The 240-nt window shown below is 40.4% G+C and carries 1 pseudogene; it reads left to right on the top strand.

The features are described from left to right. A pseudogene (locus tag KL866_RS02520) lies at window positions 1–240 on the top strand (methyl-accepting chemotaxis protein); the annotation flags it as partial.

Genomic DNA, 240 nt, shown 5'->3' with positions numbered 1-240 from the left:
ACAAAGCACCAGTATAATTGAAGACCTTGATTACCAGTTAAGTAATTTGCAGGTAGACAAAGAATATGTGAACCGTTTGGCTACTGAAATTGATGACGGTGGCACCATTGAGGCCTTCAACGAACAGTTCGATTTATTAATAGATGCAGTTAATGGTTCAAGTGGTTTGATTGCGTTACAACGTCAGAAACTCTCTGAGGTTAATAAAGCGGCTCAAGCGCAAGAACAAGCAAAACAGGC

The sequence above is a fragment of the Alteromonas sp. ALT199 genome, assembly GCF_018619335.1.
GTDB lineage: Bacteria > Pseudomonadota > Gammaproteobacteria > Enterobacterales > Alteromonadaceae > Alteromonas.
This window is presented reverse-complemented; position numbering and strand designations above follow the sequence as displayed.